Origin of the sequence: Enterococcus sp. DIV1208, from assembly GCF_050530455.1 — a bacterium.
GTDB classification, from domain to species: domain Bacteria; phylum Bacillota; class Bacilli; order Lactobacillales; family Enterococcaceae; genus Enterococcus_B; species Enterococcus_B hirae.
Genome location: NZ_CP172887.1, coordinates 1,557,491 through 1,572,824 on the forward strand (window position 1 = coordinate 1,557,491; position 15,334 = coordinate 1,572,824).

9 protein-coding genes and 1 pseudogene are annotated in these 15,334 nt (G+C 36.1%); 3 read left to right on the top strand and 7 right to left on the bottom strand.

Translation table 11 applies throughout. From position 1 onward, the window contains the following. Positions 1–31: 31 nt before the first annotated feature. Complete coding sequence (locus IGK91_RS07240) at positions 32–919, top strand: helix-turn-helix domain-containing protein (RefSeq protein WP_228022456.1); 888 nt, start codon at positions 32–34, stop codon at positions 917–919. 258 nt (positions 920–1,177) lie between these two features. On the opposite strand, the pseudogene IGK91_RS07245 reads toward IGK91_RS07240, so the two are convergent. From IGK91_RS07245 to IGK91_RS07265, 5 genes and pseudogenes are all read right to left on the bottom strand, one after another. Further along, positions 1,178–2,299, bottom strand: a pseudogene (locus IGK91_RS07245) (alpha/beta hydrolase); the annotation flags it as partial. Positions 2,300–3,040: 741 nt separating this feature from the next. After that, complete coding sequence (locus IGK91_RS07250) at positions 3,041–5,257, bottom strand: putative mucin/carbohydrate-binding domain-containing protein (protein ID WP_081123291.1); 2,217 nt, start codon at positions 5,255–5,257, stop codon at positions 3,041–3,043. 292 nt (positions 5,258–5,549) lie between these two features. After that, positions 5,550–6,431 (bottom strand): carbohydrate ABC transporter permease, encoded by an 882-nt coding sequence (locus IGK91_RS07255; RefSeq protein ID WP_010719006.1) that lies wholly within the window; start codon positions 6,429–6,431, stop codon positions 5,550–5,552. Next, positions 6,428–7,297 carry a carbohydrate ABC transporter permease gene (locus tag IGK91_RS07260; protein WP_010719005.1) on the bottom strand — a complete coding sequence of 290 codons (870 nt, stop codon included), beginning with the start codon at positions 7,295–7,297 and terminating at the stop codon, positions 6,428–6,430. Before IGK91_RS07260 ends, IGK91_RS07255 begins: the two co-directional genes overlap by 4 nt. 233 nt (positions 7,298–7,530) lie before the next feature. Next, on the bottom strand, positions 7,531–8,820 hold the full coding sequence (locus IGK91_RS07265; RefSeq protein ID WP_010737704.1) for an ABC transporter substrate-binding protein: 1,290 nt from the start codon (positions 8,818–8,820) through the stop codon (positions 7,531–7,533). 218 nt (positions 8,821–9,038) lie between these two features. On the opposite strand from IGK91_RS07265, the gene IGK91_RS07270 reads away from it, so the two are divergent. Both IGK91_RS07270 and IGK91_RS07275 read left to right on the top strand, forming a co-directional pair. Beyond that, the gene (locus tag IGK91_RS07270; protein ID WP_181934314.1) at positions 9,039–10,532 is read left to right on the top strand and encodes a response regulator transcription factor; all 1,494 of its coding nucleotides are present in this window, start codon (positions 9,039–9,041) and stop codon (positions 10,530–10,532) included. Next, positions 10,507–12,219 (top strand): cache domain-containing sensor histidine kinase, encoded by a 1,713-nt coding sequence (locus IGK91_RS07275; RefSeq protein WP_010737706.1) that lies wholly within the window; start codon positions 10,507–10,509, stop codon positions 12,217–12,219. The genes IGK91_RS07270 and IGK91_RS07275 overlap by 26 nt, the downstream gene beginning before the upstream one ends. Before the next feature lie 299 nt (positions 12,220–12,518). On the opposite strand, the gene IGK91_RS07280 is transcribed toward IGK91_RS07275, so the two are convergent. Then, a complete protein-coding gene (locus IGK91_RS07280; protein WP_081129526.1) occupies positions 12,519–13,472 on the bottom strand; it encodes a beta-galactosidase small subunit in 954 nt (317 codons plus the stop codon). Further along, complete coding sequence (locus IGK91_RS07285; RefSeq protein WP_010737707.1) at positions 13,453–15,330, bottom strand: glycoside hydrolase family 2 protein; 1,878 nt, start codon at positions 15,328–15,330, stop codon at positions 13,453–13,455. Before IGK91_RS07285 ends, IGK91_RS07280 begins: the two co-directional genes overlap by 20 nt. Between the last annotated feature and the right edge of the window lie 4 nt (positions 15,331–15,334).

A 15,334-nucleotide genomic window follows, 5' to 3' on the forward strand; every position in this document is an offset into this window, starting at 1 on the left:
TTATCGGTTCAAAAGAAACCTCTTGTTTTTTATGGGACATGAGTACCATTATAATATTCATTATTCCAAAGAAGACAAGTATTCATTTGAAGAATATATCCAACTATTACACACGATTCTGACTCAGCGGCCAACCAAAAAGGAAGAATTTATTTGGTACTTTCAACAAGATAAAAATAAAAAAAATCTATCCACTGATTACAGCCTGGAAAATAATCTTTATGATCGACGGATCCACAAAGAAACCTTCGATTCGTATCATTTTGAATTACGGTATCTAGATTACATCAAACGAAACGAACCTGAAAAAGTCATTTGGGTCTTCAATAAAATGAAAGAAACCTATAAAGTCTCTTTATCCCCCTTTGAATTGGAAGGGTTGAAACTTAAATTTGCCTCATTCGTAGCCATCGTCACCAGAATGAGTATTGAAGAAGGCGTACCGATCAATCAAGCCTTTGGTCTGTCCGACTCTTTGATTCAGGGACTGATTTATATCCACTCAGTCAAAGAATGTCTGCAATATATGAAAGAAGCAACCTTCCGTTTTATGGAACTGCTTCATAATTTTCCTTTAGCTCAAAAATCCATGTTAGTAAAAACGATTGTCAACCACATTAATAATCATTTATACGAACGCATCACCGTCGACGAGTTAGCTGCCATCACTGAAAAACATAAAGCACATATTTGCAGCCACTTCAAAAAAGAAATGGGGATTACCATTCACGGATACATTCAAGAAAAAAAGATAACCGAAGCAAAACATTTGTTATTGTTTACAGATCATTCTTACGATGAAATCAGTCACTTGCTTGCTTATTCTAGTCAAAGTCATTTTATTCAAGTGTTCAAAAAGGTCGCCGGCTGTACCCCAAAAGAATACAAAAGTATCCACTATGCCCATTCATTAGTCTGAAAATGCCTTAACTACTAAGTCGTTCTCCATTTATCTTGATCGAGATCAGATAGGTTCAATACTTTCATGTATGTATTTGTAACTGCTTGTGGTTTGAGTAAATGTAGTAAAAACAAGCCGAAGAACACTAAAATCAAGGAAATGATTTTAGATTCTTCGGCTTATTTCATCAACCTAATTATGCGTGGCGCTACTCTCTCGATCGTGTCAAACTTCGTCCCATTCCTCAGAAAGATCAATCATTTTTTCTTAATGTCTTTGACTTCCAAAAAGATAATTTAGAAAATTAGTGACATATGTTTGATACGCTACGGGATCAACTGATTGGGCTTCCCCATGTCCAGCTCCTGCTACAATCAACTTGACTTTATAGCCCCCGGAAAGATCATAGAGTTCATCCGCATTTTCATGAGGAACTACTTGATCAGCATCTCCGTGAATGATCAATTTGGGGATCGTTGTGGCCATACCAATTTCAGGTAGATTTTCATTCACATTCATTTTTAATTCTTGGTCAAAGTAATACTCTTTCAACAATCCCATATATAGATCTTCATGTTCTTCGTCTGCTACAATGTCAAATTCTTCCCCAAATATTGAACCTAATAAAGGCGCTACGGTATTTTTGTAGGTGTATCTAAGTTGTTCATCAATTGATTTAAATCCGCAATTCTCGATGATTCCTTTTACGTTTGCTGGGATATCCTTAGCTAATGTTGACATCATAGCTGCAGCCTCCATTGAGCCACCATAAAGTAAAATCTTTTGAGTCGGCTTAGTTCCTACTTCTCGATTGATCCAATAGAGCACATCATCTGACTCATATTGTCCATAAGTGACATAATCGCCCCCACTGTTTCCAGTGGCACGAGGGTCTACAAATAATAAATTATAGCCCGCATTGTAAAAGATATTATACTCATCCGTTACTGTCCCTAAATTCCAATTTCCTCGAAAACCACCATGAATCATCACCGTTACATCTGATTTTTGATCCACATAATAAGATTTCAACGTCATTAATTTTCCATCTTGCTTATTTACGGTCGTTCCTTCTAATTGAGTGGTATTAGGATAAAAACCTGTAGGCTCAGCAGGTGCCGTTCCATCATTCGCTGCACCAAGCAAGCTCATAAAACAACTGTCTTTTGCAAAAGCAATGTCATACATCGCACTGATTGTAATCAAACGTTTGATTACTCCTGGACTAACATCAAAGCGTTCTTTTACATTCACTTCTGAAATTTGGTCTGATATCAACGAAGAGAATTCACTTAGAAGTTTAAAAATATCTCCATTATACTCTTTGAAAACTTCAGTTATTTTATCTCGGATATAATTTAAATAAAGTTTTCCCTTGAAATTCTTGCCTTTACCGATTGCTTGAATGATCGCTTGCTCATCGTCAGATAGTCCAAGTGTTGTTGTTTTTACTTGCCCCTCGTTTCCTTTGTTGAGGGATTGAGAAACAGATGCAAGGCTTGTTCTTGCCAATAGTCCCTCTTGTTCCTTTCCGTAAACGATACTTGGTGTAGCACATCCTAACAATAAAATAGAAGCCAAAGTAATCATGCAACATTTATTTTTCATTCTACTCACTCCTTTATTTGATATTTCTATTCTAATGAAAGCGTAACCATTTTTATATCAAAAAAAAAGTATTTGTTATATAAAAGAAGCTCTTTTAAAAAATTCTTGAGTAAATCTTAGGATCATTCAAGTCATTTATACTAGCATAGCCATTTAGCTAATATTTTATACTGGTCTTATTTGTATTACATCACTAAAACCAAACGCTTGTGATAAAACAAAAGAAGATACTGAGACAACTTTTTTGTCCCAGTATCTTCTAGTATATCTAAAAATGAATAAACGGAGTTTAAAGAGCTCTTGTTCACGACGAGATAAAAGCAGCATTTTCGAAAGATAAGCCGAAATTAATCAAGAATTTGAGAAGCACCAAGTAGATAACAATCGACAGAAAAAACTAGCGTTTGTGTTTCTTGGCAAGTTCCGGAATTTTTTTGGTGCTTGATAATTAACACTTTCGTCTCAACCTCTAAGGTGCTAAGTTTTTTGCTAAAGACGATCAATTCGATAATTTTGACTTCTCATCATATGCTATTTAAACAAAACATAATATTGGGACATATAATGTTCTGTATCTTTTGGAGATAGAGATTGTATGGCTGTCCATAATTGTTTTTTAGCCATTGATCTTTCCCACGCCATCGGTTTAATACCCTCAGCTTTTACTAATGAATTCCCTAATTTTTCAATTTTTTTCATAAGATCTTTTTCTGGATTATTGTTTAATCCAAGGTGTTTTAACCCATGTTCCGTAACTAGCCAGTGGTTAGTATTTTGTCCACGATCAATAAGATTTTCTGGACCTTTCAAACGATTTCTTGCTTCTGCATGGTAGATTTCTATGCTATCTCCTATCTCAAGCAACAAATGGTCATCGGTGAATCGTTCAGGTATGTCTCCATTAATCGATTTTTCATACCTAATTTTGCCATCCTGAGATTTGATGGTCACTTTTACATAGAGTTCATCTTTAAATAAATAATGAGGTTTTGGTATATTTAAGGTAAGTGTTGCTTCTCTTGAATTCAAATTCGTTCTTAATGAGCCTGACCATTGATCACTAAAACCATAAAAGATAAGATCTTCATCGGCTAACTTACTGATATCAGCTTTGATTAATGAAAGAGAAGCATGGTTTTGGGTTTCCTTTACATAAACATAATTTTCGCTTGGTAAATAATACTTCATTTGTTCACCAGAAAATTCTAAATGATAGACCCCGTTAGGAATATTTTTGAATGTCATTTTTTGTTGTACTGGTTGACTCGCTATAATAGTTGCTCCATCTTTTAATTCAACTGTGAGCCCTTCAAAGTTACTCAAATCGCTAGGAAGAATTTCAATGGTCAAATCACCAACCAACCCTAGAGAGGCGATTTCTTCGTTAGTAACCAATTCAAAATTAGAATTGATCAAATAGTTTGGGTCAATCAATTGACGTGCACGCACCAACTCATTTTCAGAGACAATATCTGCCAATGAAGCCACAGCTGGATAACCTGCCACACGATTTTTTTCTGCTTGAAATTCATCAAGATACAACCCACGTTTTTTTAAGGCAGCAGAAAAATCCTGCTTACTATTTTCACTGTAGATACGATTCATTAAATTAGGTAATGTATATTCCCAATCTTTGATATCACTTTGATTAGCCATTTTACGATATTCCTGATATATCTTAGTGAAGGAGTCATTTCCAGCTTTTTGTTTGAACATCGTTAATAAAATCAGTTGTTCACGCACATCGACATCATGGTAAGTGTCTCCGTCACGGATCAACTTATCATATAGCTTGTTTTCGACTTCTTCTTTTTTACCTAAATTAAACAACCAACCGATGTCATCTGCTTTTTTTCCATATTTTTCATACTGATATTGGACCCCAAATAAATTATTTGACACTTCGCCAGTATACATATCTTGCCCATCAAAACCAGCTTGATAACCGTGAGCAATTTCATGTAATGTTGCCCAACTTAGTTCTTTCAACCACATATCTGTCGTAGGTTCACTATTAGCTGTCCAATCACCCCCATAATAAGCAGCACCTGCGCCAGAATCATCTGCCTTTAAAAAGTAACGATTCGCGCCGTTCTGATTTTCTGGTGCGGAACCATCAAAACCAGCGATACCGTTAAATAAAGCAAAAATACCGTGATGATACCCAATCAACGCATCAATTGATGGAAAATCTTTTAAGTTTCTCACTAGTTCTTTGTCCAATTTGGGCATGAGTAATTGGAAATCTACTCCTTGAATTAACGCATACTCTGCATCCTCCGTATCCCACATTGAAAAAAACATGGTCTCATTCCCATGATATTTATAAACAGGTAACGCTTTCATTTCTTTGGAAGTCACCACTTCGTATTCGATCTGTGCTGATCCTTCTCCGTACGGTGTATCAATAAATGGAACCAAGGGCTCATCTGCACGGATACTTACCCAATTAGATCCAACTTCGATACTTTTTTCATTCTTTTTATCGTTTCCTAGTAGTCGCAATTTTAACTTATTCTTGAAATGAGCATTTGTCTGTCTCATTCTCAATTCGGTATTTTCGCTTAAGATAAAACCTAGATCCTGACGATCATGGTTTTTCCCTTTACTCATCCCTGAGTTGAAGATCCACGTCGGCTCCGGAATACTAAAAATCTCTTTTGACGTGACTTCTTGCGCCCCAACATTGGCTGAAAGTACACAGATACCAAACACAAACAACAACAGACTAACCGCATATTTTTTCATTTACCTCACTCCTTAAAATTATTTTATGAAAAAAATAATGATTCATTCATTAAGAAAACGTTATCTTTTGTACAATTTAATTATAAATAACAACTAAATAAATAGCAACAATATAATATTTATAAATTTTTATCCTTACAACCTATAATAATTACAGTTATTTAAATAATTAACCATAAATATATTTTTAATATAAAATGTTATTTAAAAAGAAAAAAGCTCTCCCTTAGTGGGACAGCTTTTCCTATACATTTAAAGTTTATACCAAACTAATTTTATCATCGAATCGCGTTTACTTGACAGAACCGATCATTCCTTGAACAAATTGTTTTTGTAAAACAAAGAACACGATAGCTGTTGGCAATGTTGCAATCACAAGCCCGGCCATAATCATTCCGTAATCTGGTGTATAAGAGGCTCCCATGGCAGATAAAACTAATGGGACCGTACGCTTATCTGGTGATTGCAATGCAACTAAAGGCCAAAGATAGTTATTCCAACTACTCATAAAAGTAATGATTGCAGCAGCTGCATACGTATTTTTAGCAGTGGGTAGGTAGACACGGAAAAATATACTTAATTCTTTTAATCCATCTAAACGTGCAGCTTCTACTAAATCTTTAGGAAACGCTTTAACGTTTTGTCGAAAGAAGAAGATCAAAAAAGCTGTACTTACTGAAGGCAAAATGACGACTAAGAAGCTATTAATCCCTAAGATCGTTCCGTTTAAGTTAGAAAACATGCGGTATAAAGGAATCATCAATGCAGCAAAAGGAACCATCATCGATAAAAGCAAAATCGTAAATAATCGTTCTTTTTTTCGACTTTTATAGATCTCAAACCCATAACCAGCCATAGATGAAATCAACAAAGCTAAGACCGTTGTTACAATAGCGATCAAAGCTGAATTCCACAATGAGCGTGCAAAGTTTAAGTCATTTGAAAAAAGATTCTGGAAGTTGACAACTAAATGGCTACCGATCTTTAATTTTCCGGCAGTAATATCGATAGGTGTATTCGTCATTCCTAAGATCATCCAAACAAAAGGAAAAATCGAAATAAATGAAATCACGCTCAAAGAGGCATATTTAAAAACAGCTAACCAATCGAATGTTTTAGTCGCTTTTTTTTCATTCTCTTTAAGAAGTACTTTGTTTTCTGCTTGATCTATCACGCTTTTTCACCTCCGACTTTCGTTTGAATGATTGATAACAGTACAATAAAGACTACGATCACAAATGAAACCGCCGCAGCATAACCAAAATTCGGTGTAAATTTATAACTTAAATTGTAAATATACTGAGATAGCGTAGTTGTTGCATTTGCTGGTCCACCACCCGTAATATTTTGTACTTCATCAAAGAGTTGCAACGTACCGATCGTTGATGTGATTGACGTAAACAAAATAATTGGTTTTAAGTTAGGAATCGTGACTTTGATCAATTGTTGCCACTTAGATGCGCCATCGATTTCTGCTGCTTCATAAATTGCCGGATCAATATTTTGCATTCCTGATAAAAAGAAAATCATGTTATAACCTGTCCAACGCCATGTAATCGAAATGATGATTAATACTTTCGCCCAAACTGGATGAGTCAGCCAGCCAATTGGCATATCGATCAAGCCGATCGTCATCAAAAAATTATTCACTAATCCCGATTGAGAAAACAAGCTTTTCATAATAAGCGAATAGCTAACCATGGATGTGATACAAGGTAAAAAAATCGCTGTCCGGAAGAATCCTTTCATTTTAAGCTTTTTATCATTTAATAAATTAGAGACAAATAAAGCTAAAAACAACATAATCGGTACTTGTACCAATAAATATAAAAAGGTGTTAAAAAAAGCCTTTTTGAAGGTCGCATCATTCAACATGCGTTGATAATTCCCCAAACCATTAAAACTCATATTAACTGGGGGACCACTTTGAAATGAAGTGATCAGCGCTAAAATCATTGGGATAAATACCATGATCGAGATCATCAGAACTGGTAAAACAAGAAACGCATTTCCGTTCTTGAAAAAATCTTTTTGTTTCATCTGCTTTGCTCACTTTCGTTACGTTCATCTTCGTTTTATCTGTCATTTAAGGATCGTCTCACAAATCCTCCCTCTTAACTAATTGTCTGAGTAAATGACAGCGTCCTCACGAAAATTCTACGGTATTGATTGAAACTATTTTTAATAGATAGCAAATTTGTGTGACTGATGACCGTTCAAAAATCACCAGCCAACACAAATTTGATCCTCTAAATCAATTCATTTCACTCTGCTTAATTGGCTAACTGTGCTTCTACTTGTTTTTGCGTATCTGCCAAGACTTTATCAGTATCTTCTCCATTGATGATTCGGTGTAATGACTCTGCTACAACTGCTTCGATTGCATAGGTTTCTTGTCCATAATTAACTTGTGGAATTTCCGCTGTCCATTTAGAAAAGTCTTCAAACACCTTTTGACCACTATAGAATTCAGAAGACTCTTGATAAGCTGGTTGATCTTTTGCACTTAACATGGTAGAAACTAACCCGATTTCTTTCGCTAAGGTTCCCATCAAGTCTTCGTTAGTCGCAAAGGTCTTCTTCAAGAAGTCTTTCGCATTTTCTTCGCCTGAAACACCTTTGATCACATACCACCCAGCTCCGCCTAAATTAGAAGCTTGTGCTTTTTGCATATTGGCAGGTAATGAAGGTGTCGGTGCAATTGCCCATTTCCCTGATTGATCTTCAGCACCTTGGATCGTTGAGGAATACCAAGCACCAATTGGACTGGATGCAACAGCCCCTGATTGAATGGCCGTGACACCTGCATTCCAATCTGAAGTTTGTTCCACTAGATCTTCTTTAAGTAGTGTAGCAAATAGATTTAATCCATATTTCAATGATTGGTTATCTTTGATCGTAACCGTCTTTCCATCTTCTGAAGTGTACCATTCACCAGCTTCTTGCATAATCATACGGACACGTCCAAGATCTGAGGGATTCACTTCAGTAATTTTTTTACCCGTTTTTGCTTTAACATCTCGAGCAACTTGTAAATAGTCATCCCAACTTAAATTCTGCATATCTGCTTGACTGTAACCGGCTTCTTCTAACAAATCTGTTCGATAAAAATTAGCCGTAACACCTGAATCAAATGGAACGCCATAAATTTGATCATCGATCTTATTAACCGCAAATTTATACGAAGCAAAATTGGATTCATCTACGATATCGGTTAACTCAGAAAATGCGTCCGGATAAGAATTCAAATAACCTTGAATACGATAATCCTCAATCAACACGATATTCGGTAATCCATCCGTATTTCCACTGGCTAATGCTGTGTTTAACTTTTGTACGATATCATCTTGTGACATCGTAACGACATCCACTTCGACATCTTTATTGTCATAGACTTTTTTTGCTTCATTGACTGCTTTGATATTAAACGTTTCATCCCATGCCCAAACACTGATTTTATTTTCATCTTTCGTTGCTGAATTTGAGGAACTCCCACATCCCGCAAACAAAACTGCTGCTGAAGCTAAAAGCGTCGCACTTGCTACTAATTTTTTGAATTTCATATCCAACCCGCCTTTTTCATTTTTATTCTTTACATGTGAATCATACCAAAAAATGTAATCGTTTTCTTAATTTCTAAAAGAGTTCCAAAAAATATCCCAAAATAAGAAAAAATCACAAATTTAGATTTCAATTTTTTTTATTTTGAGTAATTCATCTTGCTTTTCTGCCAATTAAACCGTATTTTAAAAAGAGAAACTGTTTAAAAGGGGGAACAAGCTTGATTAATTTATTATTGATCGACGATGAAAAAACAATCTTACATGGCATAGCCAATTTGGTTGATTGGTCAAACCACGGATTCCAAATTAAAGGCGCTTTTTCAAACTCATTGGAAGCGCTTGATTTTTTCTCTATTCATTCTAATGATATTGATATTGTCATTACTGATCTTATCATGCCTGAACTGGATGGGATTGAACTTGCTCGCCTCTTAAAAAAAAGCAAGCCTGATATTCAAATATTAGTGTTATCAAGCCATGATGAGTTTCAACTAGTGAAAGACTCTTTTAAAGAAGGCGTATCCGATTATTTACTTAAACCAAAATTGAATCCAGAAAACCTGCTTTCTGCTTTGAACCATTTGGTTAAAAAAGGCCAAAAAAATCTAGACTCTAAATTCTCTCTAGATAGTGCTTTAACTCAATATTTCTCTGGACAAAAAACAACGATATCTAACGATCCTTTTCGTTTCCCGTTATTTTACATCGTCTATAGTGAAATGGATGATTTAGCTCCACTAGCTTCTCTAAAAAGTAACGAAGAACGAGCTGAATCCTGGATTGATTGTCAGCCTTTTACCACTCTCGACTATGAATATGGTTGCTTACTAAATGTTTCTTCCATGGATTGTTTCGAACAAATTCAGACTTCTTTGCGTGAATATGCGCAAAAATCTGATGCATTATTGATTATTTCCCCTTGTTTAGAGCTAAGTGAGCTGTTCGATTGTTTTCAAAGATTAAAAAAATTAGGCAAAGGACAACGTTTTTATCAGAAAAGTGCTGGTGTTGTATCGGAAGAACAATTAGTCCCTTTGATTCCACACTTTGATCAGAGCACGAAAAGCTACTTAACAAAGATTGTCAACAAAGATTATGTATCCGCTATCAGAGAAATGAAATCAGCGATTGAGACTCTGATCGCTTTAAAAATTGACCCTTTATTTTTAAAACACGAAACAATCAATCGTCTCTACGCACTCATCAATGCTTTAGAAGATGGTCAAGGGACGAAAGAATTGACGACATTAAAAATTACGTTACCAACACTTATAACGAACGTCGCCACCATCGAAGATTTTTCCATTACGTTTACTAAAATCATCACTCAATTGATGCGTTGGAGCACGCCGGAAAAGAATGAAAACTCAGAAATTCTGACAGCGATCTATGATTATGTTCAAGAAAATTATCATCAAGATATTTCCTTGCAAATCATCTCCGAAAAATTTCATTTTTCCTATAGTTATTTATCTACCATGTTTACCGAGAAATATGGGATTAGCTTCACTAAATATCTAAAAAAAGTCCGGATACAACATGCGAAACGGCTTTTGCTTGAGACAACCGAGCCACTTTCACAAATCTCTTACCAAGTAGGATTTGCTGAACTTGGTTACTTCTCAAGAGTATTCAAGGAAGAAACTGGGCTAAATCCTTCTCAATATCGAAAAGGAAGTTTGAAACATGAAGAAAAAATTCAAAGAGTATGAACTAGTTACAAAACTACTGGTTGTCCTAGTCATTGCGCTTCTTACTCAAGCGATTATTCTGTCCTTCTTCATTTATGATCGATCCAAAAACGCTTATATCCATCTATTTGATAAATCGAATGAACTAACGCTTGGCAAAATACAACGTGATTTTGAACGATTGAATGATAATATCGAAAATACCTTAACGATGGTCGCTAACAACCCTGCAGTCGAAAATTATTTCTCTAACGATCCGCACTCTTCGTTAGATAACTACGCAAATGTAAAAACAATCCAACAAATGAACCGAAGCTTTACTTCGATCTCTCCTTCCATCAATTACGATCTGATGATCTATGGTGAAAGTGGACATACCTTCGTTGGAAACGAGATGCTTGCCAGTATGGATGCTGCGGCATTCATGAGATCTGATGTCGTACAAAAAGCAAAGGCACATAAAGCATCGACCCAAATGTTCTTTGTCGACTTTGGTTTGACTACTCGTGACCAAACAAAAAGCAGCATCCTATTCATTAAGAAATTGACTTCCTCGTTGAATCATATTTATGGGTATGCTGTCATTGCGATAACTGCAGATGAGCTAGCGAATTTATTCAATGAAACGATCCATTCGGAGGTCTCCAAAATCTATCTCATCAATGAAGCAAATCAAATCATTACCTCCAATGAAACTGGCATGATTGGTGCCAAAACCAACTTGTTAAATGATTTAAATACCAATGAAACAAAAACAGTTGATTATAATCGTTTAACACGTGTTCCATTATATCGACAAAACTTAGCTTTGATTAGTAAAGTAAATATTCGTTCACTAGTCAATCAAATGGGACTGATTGTTCCGATCGTCCTTTTTAATTTGATGACTTTAATGGTAGTTGGTGCTATTGTCTTTCGCTATATGAACCGTCAGACGAAGTCGATTTATGCCTTGATTCAGTCCTTAAAACATATCAAAAAAATTCCTAATAATACCCAAGTAGACGTTCAAGGGACCTACGAAACAAAGACTTTAGGCACTACAATCAATCAACTGTTAACAACGATCGATGAGAACTATTTTACTTCAATTGAAAACGAAAAGAAAAAACGCCAATTAGAGATTCAAACGATGCAAGCCCAAATCCAGCCTCACTTTATCTACAATACGTTAACTAGTCTAAAATTTTTGATCTGGCAAAAAGAAAATCAAAAAGCAATTCATGGAATCGATCATTTTATTGATTTGTTGAGAAGTACCATTGGGAAAAAAGCAGAAACAATCACTGTCGAAGAAGAATTAAAAAGTGTGCAAAGCTATATCCATATTCTTTCATTGAGATATGGTGATGATATCGCCACTCGGATCATGGTCCCCGATGAACTATACCCTTTTAAAGTGCCCAATATGATGATCCAGCCAATTATTGAAAATGCTTTTTTACATGCTTTTCAAACAAAAAAAAGTGGGTTTATTACTTTATTCGGAAAAATTCATGAAACACAATTGATCTTTGAAATCGTAGATAACGGTGATGGATTTGATACAAATCAAAAGAAAAAAAACAAGGACTATTTTTCTGGAATCGGAGTCAAGAATGTGAACGAACGAATCAAATTGCTTTACGGCAAAGAGTATGGATTGCAGATCCAATCGATTATGGGTGTTGGTACAACGGTAAAAATCACATTGCCATTAATCAGTTAATTCAAAAATAAACAATTCAGTTAGTTGATACTTATAAGCAATAGACGTTGCCCTTCTAAGATAGATGATTTTAGAAAAGCAACGTCTATTTGTCTATGGTTTTATATTTTTCGTGTCTGCTAATAATATGAAAAGCTATTGTTCTTTACCGATACTTAGCTATCAATCCTTCCTTTCTCTAGATAGACAGCATTCAAGCATCAGCTCCTTGAAATAAGCCTAAATTTTTTTTAACATGAAAAGGTGTTTTAAAAAATTGCCTCTTATTTGCTCGGAGCTGACCGCTTCTTTCACGACCTTTACTTCACGATAAAACTAAATTCATGGTCTTCTTCCGCTGAAATATGATACGCTTCTTCAACATCTGCTCCCCAGCTGTTGATTCCTCCTACACCACGTACCTTCCCTTGAATCACTAAGACGGTTCTTCTAGCTGGTGGTAACTCTTCAAGATGTGTGGCATTTTCTAATTCTTCGGCTTTATAGGGGAGAGCTGAAAATGCAAAATCGCCGTTCACTTGTTCAAAGCGTAATGAAAATTCCTCCTTTCCTTGATCCACATTATTCATCGTAGAATCTCTAGTGATTTCTAGCCATTTCGTCTTCATATGGACACCACAATCTTGTGGCACGAGATAGGGAGTCACTGGTAAACCAGTTACTTTATAAGTACCCTCGATTCCTCCTGCCATTCGATCTGGATACGTTTCTCCTGATAGTCCTTCATATTCAAAATATTTCGCTTTGGTTGGCATAATAAAGCGAAAACCTAATAAAGGTAATTCAGGCAGTCCTTGCTGTCCATGATAAAAGACAGAAATTTTCATTTCCCCATCAGATTGTACTTCATAGTTGACTATGACTTCTGTTTTGGGCACCGTATTGATTTCTAACGTGAATTTGATCGCTGCTGATTGCGCATATTCATGATTGGAATAGCGATTATTGATCGGAGCAATTGGCTGTTCGATTGGTTTTTGATCAATGGAAACTTGAACATTTTTTACTTTCGGGTACATCCCAGCCCCTAGCCACATGGACGAACGATAGCCAAACCCATTCCCTCGATCATTATCCGTCAAAGCCCGCCAAAACGTCGGCAGCGTTTCTCGATACAACCATTCTTTCCCATTTTTATTTAAGGATTCCAACCCACCTCTTGTATAGGAAAAGATATAATGAAATCCTTCACCTTTTAAAGCAAATGTACAATCTCCATAAATAATCTTCATTTTAATCGCTGTATTTTCCATAATAATACCTTACCTCCTGTAATGCCGGTTTTTCTTGACCATCAGAAAAGACGATCCCGTTACCTGAAAATTCATAATCACTTGGACGATCATCAAAGTCCCCACCGTATCTCATTACTTTTTGTTTCGTCAATGGATCGATCACTTGAATCGCTTGATCTTTAAAGTCCCAAATATAGCCACCTTGATACATTGGGTATCGATCTAATAATTCCATGTAAGAATTCAATCCTCCCAAAGAATTCCCCATGTCATGCATGTATTCACATAAAATGAAAGGCTTTTTCCCATCATTTTCAAGGTAATCACAGATATCTGTTGGCGTAGCATACATGCAACTCTTGACATCAGAAATCGAATCTTCGAATGCAGGATTAGGGAAATTCCCTTCATAGTGAACAAGGCGATCGGGATCTTTTTCTTTAAAGTAATCATTCATCAAACGAATATTCTCTTCTGCGTAAGATTCATTTCCTAAAGACCAGAATAAAATACTCGTATGGTTCTTGAATGTCTCAAAATTTGTCTGTGCTCTGTCAAGAACGATCTCCCGCCATTGAGGAACGTTCCCCGGTACATTGTAAGACGGCTCAAACGCCCCCATCTTTTGCCAAGAACCATGAGATTCCAGATTGGTCTCTGCCATCAAGTGAATACCCGCCTGATCACAAAGATAATACCAAGGGATTTGATTTGGATAATGTGAGGTTCTAACCCCATTGATATTCGCATGTTTAATGATTTCTAGATCTTTCTTCATATCCATCAAATCGATAGCTCTTCCTTTTTCAGGATGCCATTCATGTCGATTGACACCGTTGATGATCAAACGTCGGTCATTCAAATAAATGATCCGCTCTTTGATCTCGATCTTTCTAAAACCAAATGGATAGTAACTATACTCCGTCACCCCAGTATCATCAAACGTTTCAAATTCGACGATGTATAAATTGGGTTGAAAATGATCCCATAAAGTAATTTTATCTACTGGAATATGCAACGAGATTTGTTCTTCGATTCCCACTTCTTCTTGATGGATCTCTTCTCCTTTGCAATTGAGGAGTCGGACACGTAGCTTTCCGTTTGAAGTAAGATTTTCAATAGTCAAGTCGATATCTACCCAACCGCTTTGAAAAGAGGGATCAACTTGAGGTTTGATCCACATATCCTCTATATGATTTTTCCCTCTGGCGATCAATGAAACATCTCTAAAAATCCCAAAGAAACGGAAAAAATCTTGGTCTTCTAGAAAAGCGGCACTACTTCTTTTATGGACTTCTACCGCTAAACGATTCTCTTCTTCCAGATAAGGAGTTAAATCAAATTCAGAAGGCGTGAAAGAATCTTCTGCATAGCCGACAAAGTGCCCATTTAACCAGACATACATTGCCTGTTCGACACCTTCAAATCGAATGGTGATCGCCTTTTCTTTCATTTCTTCATTTAAAGTAAAGTTCGTCACATATGAGCCAACTGGGTTATAATCGGCTTGAGAAAACATCCCCTCGGCTTCTTCCTTACTAGCGGTTGTATAAGCCGGACGTCTAAACTCATGCCCTTCCCATGGATACATCGTATTGATGTAGTGGATCTTGTCGTATCCTGCTAGTTCGATATGCCCAGGAACATCAATCTGATCGAAGCTGCTGTTATCAAATTCCTTTTCAAAAAAATTCACTGGACGTTCTAAAGCATTACGGGAATAGCAAAATTGCCACTTCCCATTCAGCGATTGGATTCTGGTGTTTCCTGTTTCCACTTCTTCTTTAGCACCATAAATAACATGATCACTATGGGCTTTCCTTTGATTTACTCGATACACTTGCGGATCATCTAACCATTCAATCAATGCGTTCATTTTT